The following is a 536-nucleotide window of genomic DNA, read 5'->3' as shown; positions in this document are numbered from 1 at the left end:
CTGGGGTTGAACTGGCATTTGAAGCGATGACAGCTTCTGGAATCATCGATGAATCAGCGTACTACGAGTCTCTACATGAACTTCCGTTGATTGCTAATACTATCGCACGTAAGCGTCTATATGAGATGAACGTGGTTATCTCTGATACGGCTGAATACGGTAACTACCTATTTGCTAACGTAGCAACGCCTTTATTACGTGAGAAATTCATGCCTTCTGTTGGTACAGATGTTATTGGTAAAGGCCTAGGCGAAACGTCTAACCAAGTGGATAACGCGACTCTTATCGCAGTGAACGAGACTATCCGTAACCACCCAGTGGAATACATTGGCGAAGAACTACGTGGCTATATGACGGATATGAAGCGCATCGCGGTTGGTGGCTAATTCTCTTCGCTGTACAGCATTGAAGATATTAAATGAACTCCAGACAGAGTGGAGTCGATAAATACAAAAAACACGACATCTAATTAAAAGGCTTGGTCTCCGTTGACCAAGCCTTTTCGTTTTTAGTCGATTTGTCCATGTGCTGATAAG

Annotated in this window: 1 pseudogene; it reads left to right on the top strand. The window is 43.5% G+C overall.

The annotated features are described in order from the left end of the window. Window positions 1–386, top strand: a pseudogene (locus R7Z50_RS30635) (ketol-acid reductoisomerase); the annotation flags it as partial. Between the last annotated feature and the right edge of the window lie 150 nt (window positions 387–536).

The sequence above is a fragment of the Vibrio sp. 1249-1 genome (assembly GCF_033340495.1).
Note: the sequence above shows the minus strand (reverse complement) of the source record. Positions and strands in the feature narration are given on the sequence as shown.